This window comes from Cerasibacillus sp., assembly GCF_036516575.1.
Lineage (GTDB): Bacteria > Bacillota > Bacilli > Bacillales > Amphibacillaceae > Cerasibacillus.
The window spans coordinates 1-8,151 of record NZ_DATBTY010000046.1; the positions used below are offsets into that span (position 1 = coordinate 1).

At 39.0% G+C, this 8,151-nt stretch carries 5 protein-coding genes; 4 read left to right on the plus strand and 1 reads right to left on the minus strand.

The genetic code is table 11. From position 1 onward, the window contains the following. A partial coding sequence (locus tag VIG73_RS08760; protein WP_331641059.1) for an Fn3-like domain-containing protein occupies positions 1 to 2,604 on the plus strand: 2,604 nt, incomplete at its 5' end. 760 nt (positions 2,605 to 3,364) lie between these two features. On the opposite strand, the gene VIG73_RS08765 is transcribed toward VIG73_RS08760, so the two are convergent. After that, positions 3,365 to 4,678, minus strand: coding sequence for a nucleotide sugar dehydrogenase (locus tag VIG73_RS08765; protein ID WP_331641061.1), 1,314 nt, complete (start codon positions 4,676 to 4,678; stop codon positions 3,365 to 3,367). 477 nt (positions 4,679 to 5,155) lie between these two features. Between VIG73_RS08765 and galU the strand changes: the two genes are divergently transcribed. From galU to VIG73_RS08780, 3 genes are all read left to right on the plus strand, one after another. Further along, complete coding sequence (gene galU / locus VIG73_RS08770; RefSeq protein ID WP_331641063.1) at positions 5,156 to 6,049, plus strand: UTP--glucose-1-phosphate uridylyltransferase GalU; 894 nt, start codon at positions 5,156 to 5,158, stop codon at positions 6,047 to 6,049. Positions 6,050 to 6,656: 607 nt separating this feature from the next. Further along, on the plus strand, positions 6,657 to 7,820 hold the full coding sequence (locus VIG73_RS08775; RefSeq protein WP_331641065.1) for a glycosyltransferase: 1,164 nt from the start codon (positions 6,657 to 6,659) through the stop codon (positions 7,818 to 7,820). Beyond that, a partial coding sequence (locus VIG73_RS08780; protein ID WP_331641067.1) for a glycosyltransferase occupies positions 7,817 to 8,151 on the plus strand: 335 nt, incomplete at its 3' end. The genes VIG73_RS08775 and VIG73_RS08780, both read left to right, overlap by 4 nt.

Here is an 8,151-nt window from a genome sequence, read left to right on the forward strand (position 1 = left end):
GGTGACGCACCAGTATCACCACGTCGTCAAGGAGCAGGTTTAGCACAGTTCCACGCGGCTTTAAAAACACCGGTCATGGTAACAGAATCACAGACGAAAGAAGCAAAAGTAGCATTAAAAGAAATCGCATCTAACAAAGTAACATTTGAATTAACAGCGGAAAACTTTACAGATGAAGCTGTGACGTATGAAGTACAAGGTAATGCTCAGACAGATGCGGCGGCAAATGCAGGAGACGTAGAATTAGTTACTGCATCTAATTTAACAGGTGGCTTTGACTTAACAAAAGAAGGTGCAGCTCAGGTTACTATTAACGGTGAAGAACAAGCTGAAATCGTTGTTCCAGCTAACGGTACGACAACAGTTAGCGTAACGGTAGATGTTAGTGCCGCAGATGAATTTCTAACTACAGAATGGTTTACTAACGGTTACTGGCTAGAAGGATTCGTTCGTTTCGTTGATCCAACAGACATGCATCCAGATTTAACGGTCCCTTATGTTGGGTTTAAAGGAGACTGGAATGACCCACCGATTTTTGATAAACCAATGTGGGATGAAATGTCATACTATGGAATGACAGGAGCTGTCACTACAACAGAAGAAGAAGGCGTATTTAACATATTAGGTGTTGATCCAATCCGTGAAGTGTTTGATGAGAATTTCTTTGCAATCTCACCTAATGATGATGGTGTCAATGATGATGCAACGTTAATTCTATCTTTCTTAAGAAATGCAAAACACGTGAAATACAATGTACTCGATGAAAATATGAAAGTCGTCCGTACCATCCATACAGACGATAATGTCCGTAAAAATTACTACGACGGTGGCAGAGGACCAATGTATAATCTATCATCCTCACGTTTATGGGATGGGAAAATTGATGGGAAGCTTGCACCGGAAGGACAGTATTATTTACAAGCCCAGGCGGTTATTGACTACGAAGGTAAAGACTGGCAAACATTTGAAGTACCAGTTAAGGTGGATGTCACCGCACCGGAATTAGCGGTTGAATTAGATGAGGCTACTAATACGCTTCATGTCGATGCACAAGACAATGAAAGCGGCAGTGGTCTATGGTACTGGGATGTTTTAGTCAATGGAGAATCAGTCTTAGATGAGCCATATTTTGGTGATGAAACAGAGCATATATTGGAAGGTGTGAAGGACTCTGATGATGTTTCGGTTGTAGCAGTCGATTATGCTGGAAACGTCACTGAAGAAAAGGTACATGAAACAGAAGACATAACCCGACCAAATGTCTACTTATTAACACCAGAACCATCTTCGGTTCATCCAACGAACGAAGTCATATTCTCTGGCTACGCAACGGATGATTCTGAAGTTGTGAAAATTACAGTTGATGATGAAGAAGTTGATTTCGCATACAACAAGGAAGAAAATCGCTATGAATTCGAAACAACTGTTCATTTTGAAGATGGTTTCTATAACGCTAAAGTAAAAGCCGAAGATGCGGCAGGCAATACTAGAGAAATTGGTCGTAAGCTATTCGTTGACTCATCACCAGCCGAATTAGAACTTGTGTCAATTGAAAAAGTTGAAACTGAAGAAGGGGAAGCAACTGACGCAGATGAAACGACAGAAGCAGATCATGTTTCAACAGCAGATGGGGAAACTGAGGCAGCAGAATCTGAGACAACGGCAAATGAAAAAGAAACATATAAAGTAACAGTAAATGTTAAAGATAACTTCGATGAAATCCGTCTCTATGTCAATGAGAACGAGGTTTACAAACACGAATTATCAGATAAGTACAGCGAGCCAAGCGCATTTGATGAAACAATTGAATTCGAAGTTGAACTCTTCAGCAATGAAGAGAATGAATTCAAAGTTGTTGATTTAGCTGGACATACAACAATTAAACAAGTCAACCCTGAAGATGAAGCAGCAGGTGAGGACATCGTTGTTAACAGTCCAGTCGTTAACCCAATTACTGAGGGAGACGAGACCATTACTGGTAAATACGAAGGCGATTTGCCAGAAAATGCAGAAGCTCATGTTCATATTGAGCTTCCGAATGGTGACGTTGTCGTCGAACAAGTAGATGGGGATGGAAACTTTGAACATCAGCTAGAAGTCGATTTAAAAGCTGGCAACAAGGTAAACGTATGGGTAACTGTCACGTATAATGATAATGAATACGTTGGCGAGTCAGTAACAATAGAAGTAAAAGCGAAAGAAGAACCACCAACTGAAGACCCAGAAGATCCGGAAAAGCCGGGTAAGCCGGGCGAACCAGGGAAACCGGGTAAGCCAGGTAAACCAGGTGATCCAGGTAAGCCAGGCAAACCAGGTCAAAAACCACCAAAAGTTGAAACACCTAAAGATCCACCACATCCTGGAGCGAAAAAGCCAGGAGATGGTAAAGGGAAAGGGTCGGATGATGATTCAGGAGGCACACCTCCGAAAGGTGATAACGATGGTGGCAAGAAAGGACCTGACACCAATCAACAATCCGATAAGAAAGACGGTAGCAAGCTACCAAGCACAGCTACAAACATGTGGCTCTATGTTCTCATCGGAACGCTAAGCGTCGTCCTAGGTGGAGCAATCATGTTCTTCCGTAGACGATTACAGTCTTAAATTAAAAAGGGGATAACCTCCCCTTTAAATAGAACCAAGTGGAGGAGCAAGTAGAAACTTGTTTACTCTACTTGGTTTTTATTTAAAAAAAACGACCACTTAATTTCTTTTGTTCCTATTAAAATACGAATACGTAATCGCAAGGTGAATTCCATAATATCAACTCCCTGCGATCTAACTTTAACAATCATCGCTGACTTATATACCATTGAACGCTCTAATGCGAGGTAACCTCAGCTAACCCCACAGACATATATACGATTGACTGCTCCAATGCGATGTAACATCATCTCCCATCGCTGACTTACATACCATTGACTGCTCCAATGCGAGGTAACATCCGCTATCATCGCGTACTTACATGCGATTGACTGCTCCAATGCGATGTAACATCCGCTATCAACGCTGACATATATACGATTGACTGCTCCAATGCGATGTAACATCGGCTATCAACGCTGACTTACATACGATTGACTGCTCCAATGCAAGCTAACTCTAACTTCATCTAATTCCATCGATTTGCATACATTTGAATACTCTAATGCATATTTTAGAAAAAATACGATAAAACGTACAAATCCTCGACATATTGCTAGACTGGGAACTAATCAACCTATCTTGATGGAAAATGGCAAGAAAGGAAAAAGGCCTTAGTTCTCTTGTATACAGAGCTAAAGCCGATTAAGTCAATTTTTATTATTTCACTGTTTAATTGCCAACGACAAGTTCATTTTGTCTCGCCTCAATTACGAAAGTCTTACAAGCTCCAGTAATTGATTCCTCTATCTTCTACCTCTTTACGATCATAAATACCCCGAATATCGATAAGCACTTTCTTATCATTTTTAAATAAAGAATCAATGACATCTAGTGTATATTTTTCTTTAAATACTTGATGCGGCACAGCTAAAATAATACAATCGAGCTCACGCAACTCTTCCGCTTGTGCAAGTGAAATGTCGTATTCCTTTTTCACAATATCAACATCAGCAATCGGGTCATGAACAAGTACTTCTAACCCATAGTCCTTTAGTTCCTCGATGATGTCCGTCACTTTCGTATTTCGCACATCCCCAACGTTTTCCTTAAATGTTAGACCGAATACACCGATGCGTGCACCATCAAACTCCTGTCTTGCTTGAATCATCTGCTTGATTACATTTTTAGCGACATATCTACCCATGTCATCATTTATTTTACGACCGGCTAGAATGATTTGGGAGTGATAACCTAGTTGTTCAGCCTTATACGTGAAGTAATATGGATCGACTCCAATACAATGACCACCAACTAGTCCCGGAGTAAATCTTAAGAAATTCCATTTAGTAGAAGCCGCATCTAAAACGGCATTTGTATCTATACCCATTTTATTAAAAACCATAGATAATTCATTCATAAAGGCAATATTAATATCGCGTTGTGAATTCTCTATCACCTTAGAAGCCTCAGCAACTTTAATTGATTCAGCTTCATGTATACCAGCTTCTATAATCGACCCATAAATATCTGCTATTTCACGTAATGCTACTTCATCTGAGCCTGAGACAACTTTTGTAATTTTTGTCAATGTGTTTACTTTATCACCCGGATTAATCCGTTCAGGTGAATAGCCCACTTTGAAGTCTTCATTCAATGTCATACCGGATTTTTCTTCTAAGATAGGTGTGCAAATTTCTTCTGTCGTTCCAGGATAAACAGTTGATTCATAAACAACAATGGATCCTTTTGCTAAATTTCTTCCCACCGATTCACTTGCACTAATAATTGGTGCAAGATTTGGTGTTTTATCTAAGTTGATTGGTGTAGGAACTGCGACAACATGGAACTTACATTGTTGTAAATCTTTTTCATCACTTGTGAATGTCATCGTTGTTTCCTGAATCGCTTTGTCACCTACTTCATCTGTCACATCAATGCCACTGCGATATTTATCAAGTTTACTTTCATCTATGTCATAACCAATGACGTCATACTTTTTAGCAAATTCAATTGCAACGGGTAGTCCTACATATCCAAGACCAATTACGGCAATCTTTTCTTCCTTTGCGAGTAATTTTTCAAATAAACTCATGTTTTTTGCCACCTTTACACTGTAAAATTCAATGTCTATAAAACAATATACCCCTATATCATGCTCTTTGTATAGTAATTTATCTCCCAGGCGTTACTAAAACTCCAGTAAGCAGGGAATGACGCAGGATAGGTACGCGGCGCCCTGTCGCAACGCCAGGGACTGGGTTACTTGTCCGCTGTAAAGCCCTCATTAGCACGTCCTGTACTTCGTCAGTATAATTTAGGTTCAGTTCAAGAAAAGTCCACCTGACTCAACCATACATTATATATTAAAGGAAAAAATACCACATATCTAATGTAAAGACAAGACTAGTGCTTTAAAATATACATTTTTGTTCTAGTTCATTGTGGCCAATAAAAGACGAAGAGACCCTGTGAAGCCTTATTAATGAACAGAAAAAAATTGGATTGATACTATCCATGTGATAGACTTAACATAGAGATTCGAAATGAATACGTTAAAGGAGATTTGCCAATGAAGGTACGTAAAGCAATCATTCCTGCAGCTGGATTAGGAACACGGTTTTTACCAGCTACAAAGGCACAACCTAAAGAAATGTTACCAATTGTTGATAAACCGACGATACAGTATATTGTTGAAGAAGCCGTAGCTACTGGAATAGAAGATATTATTATTATATCAGGAAGAGGCAAACGTGCGATAGAAGACCATTTTGATACATCTTATGAACTCGAAGAAAAGCTCGCTAAAAGAGGAAAAAAAGAGATGTTAGAAATGGTAGAGGAAATCTCAAATCTAGCAAATATCCACTATATAAGGCAAAAAGAACCGAAAGGACTCGGTCATGCCATCGCATGTGCCCACACATTTATTGGTGACGAGCCATTTGCCGTATTATTAGGTGATGATATTGTTGTTTCTGAAGAACCAAGCTTAAAACAACTCGTTAATGTTTATAATCAATATCAATCGTCAGTGATTGGTGTCCAGACAATTCCTGAAGAAGACGTATCTAAATACGGTATTATTGAGCCAGTTGAAGAATCGAAATTCGGATCACGCATTCGCGAAATCAAATCATTAGTAGAAAAACCGTCAATTGAAGAAGCACCGTCTAACATGGCTATTATGGGACGATATATTTTAACACCAGAAATCTTTACGATTTTGGAAAGTTTACCACCAGGAAAAGATAATGAAATCCAATTAACTGACGCCATCCAAGAGCTAAGTAAGCGTGAACGAATTCTCGCCTATGATTTTGAAGGCAAACGCTATGATGTTGGTGATAAACTCGGATTCGTAAAAGCGACGATAGATTTTTCACTCAACCGAACCGATTTAAAAGAAGATGTTCAAAACTATATGGAAAAAAAACTAGCCGAACTTAAACAAAGCGAAGAATAGATGATGATTTTTTATAGAATCGTATCTCTCAGCTTTTATTAAAGATAGATACTAAGAGTTGTCATATGAAAAAGGCGGTCTACATTATTTTTGGTAGACTGCCTTTTTACGGTCATTATACCCTTAGCAGAGCCACCGCAGGTACGCCGAAGTATAGATCCGCGAAAAGGTGCCCTTGGCGTGTCTGCCACGAGTACATCAAGAAATAAAAATCCGCTTCGACGTACCCTTAGCAGAGCCACCGCGGGTACGTCGAAGCATAGAACCGCGAAACAGTGCCCTTGGTGCCATTCCCACAGGCACATCTAAGATAAAAACTCAATTAAGTACCCTTGGCATCATACCTACAAATACAATTCAACCCAAATGTCGGATAAGCACCCGTTCTATTCCATTTCATAAATCTAATATATACCCAATATTTTCTACAATCCACTGACCAGTAATTAGACAAATCACCTACAATGCCCACTCTCCCTTCTCGATATAACTCCAACCCCCATTAACTTTTCAGATAATTTATTTATTCCGTGCGCTATGATATAATCCACTAGGTATACGTCAATTTCTAAAGACGTGTTTTTGCAAGGGAAAGGTCGAAAAAATAATGAAAAAAACGAAAATTATTTTCTTCATTTATCAGTTAGGTGCCGGGGGTGCGGCACGAACAATGCTTAATATTTTAAATAACATTGATCGTGAAAGATTTACCCCGATGCTAGTGACACTTAATTATGAAGGAAATTATGAACAGTATTTGAATCCAGATATCACTTTCGTAAAATTAAAAACGAAGCGACTGCGTTCAGCGATCATCCCTTTAGCAAAGGTGATTCGAAAGGAACAGCCAGACATTGTTTTTAGTACAATCCCTAACTACAATACGGTTGCGATACTAGCAAGGTTGTTGTCCTTTACAAATGCAAAAAACATCGTAAGAGAAGCAGCATTTCTTGGTGGAGACTTTAAACGAAATGTCAAACTATTCCTATATGGACGACTCTACCGCTTTGCAGCAAAAGTCATTGCCTTATCAAATGGTGTAAAAGACAATATTGTCCAACGCTACAAAATAAACCAAAAGAAAATCGAAGTTATTTATAACCCTGTTGATATACAGAATATTCAAGAACGCATTCAAGCAGGGACAATAAAACAAGAACATCGTGCTATCTTTCAGGAAGAGGCTAAAGTAGTCATAACAGCCGGCCGACTTGTTCATGATAAAGATCATAAAACCTTGCTTAAAGCATTCGCTAAATTAAAAGAAAAAATGACAACCAATAAGTTAAAGCTTGTCATCCTTGGTGAAGGTAAATTACAAGAAGAACTCGAACAACTCGCACAAAAGCTATCTATTAATGATGAAGTTTATTTTATGGGATTTCAAGAAAACCCGTATATTTATTTCAACAAGGCTGACTTATTTGTATTAAGCTCCATTAATGAGGGGTTTGGACATGTTCTAGCGGAAGCACTTGCCGTGGGAACACCAATTGTATCAACGAACTGTAAGCCTGGAGCAACAGAAGTATTGCAAAATGGTCGGTACGGCAAACTCACCCCTGTTGGCAATGCAGAAAAACTAGCAACTGCTATGTATGACATTTTGTCTTTAGAACAAAAACGTATTCAAGAAATTCAAACCCAAGGGCAACAACGCGCCCAAGAATTTGATGCTAAAACGATAGCTAAACAATATGAAAAGATGTTTTTACGTGTCATGGGGCATCAACCTCATGAAGGAAAAGTAGGAGATGATAGCGTATGACCACTCCAAAACGGGTCGTCCATCTAACAACTGTACATCATCCAAGTGACCCGAGAATATACCATAAAGAATGCTTATCCCTTCATCGAGCGGGATATAATGTGACTTTAATTTCCCAAAAAGATGAAGAAACACAAAAGGATTGGCCGATTACGCATATCCCTTTAAAAACGTATAAAAGTCGCTGGAGACGAATGATTTTTGGTACAATAGATGCTTACCGAAAAGCAAAACAATTAAAAGCAGATGTGTACCACTTTCATGATCCAGAACTACTGCCAGTAGGTTGGCTCTTAAAAAAGAAAACAAACAGGGTGGTTTATGATATTCA

What these genes read in the sequence shown, in the direction of transcription:
- VIG73_RS08765 (WP_331641061.1), bottom strand. Translation starts at nt 4,678, where the DNA reads ATGAGTTTATTTGAAAAATTACTCGCAAAGGAAGAAAAGATTGCCGTA.
- galU (WP_331641063.1), top strand. Translation starts at nt 5,156, where the DNA reads ATGAAGGTACGTAAAGCAATCATTCCTGCAGCTGGATTAGGAACACGG.
- VIG73_RS08775 (WP_331641065.1), top strand. Translation starts at nt 6,657, where the DNA reads ATGAAAAAAACGAAAATTATTTTCTTCATTTATCAGTTAGGTGCCGGG.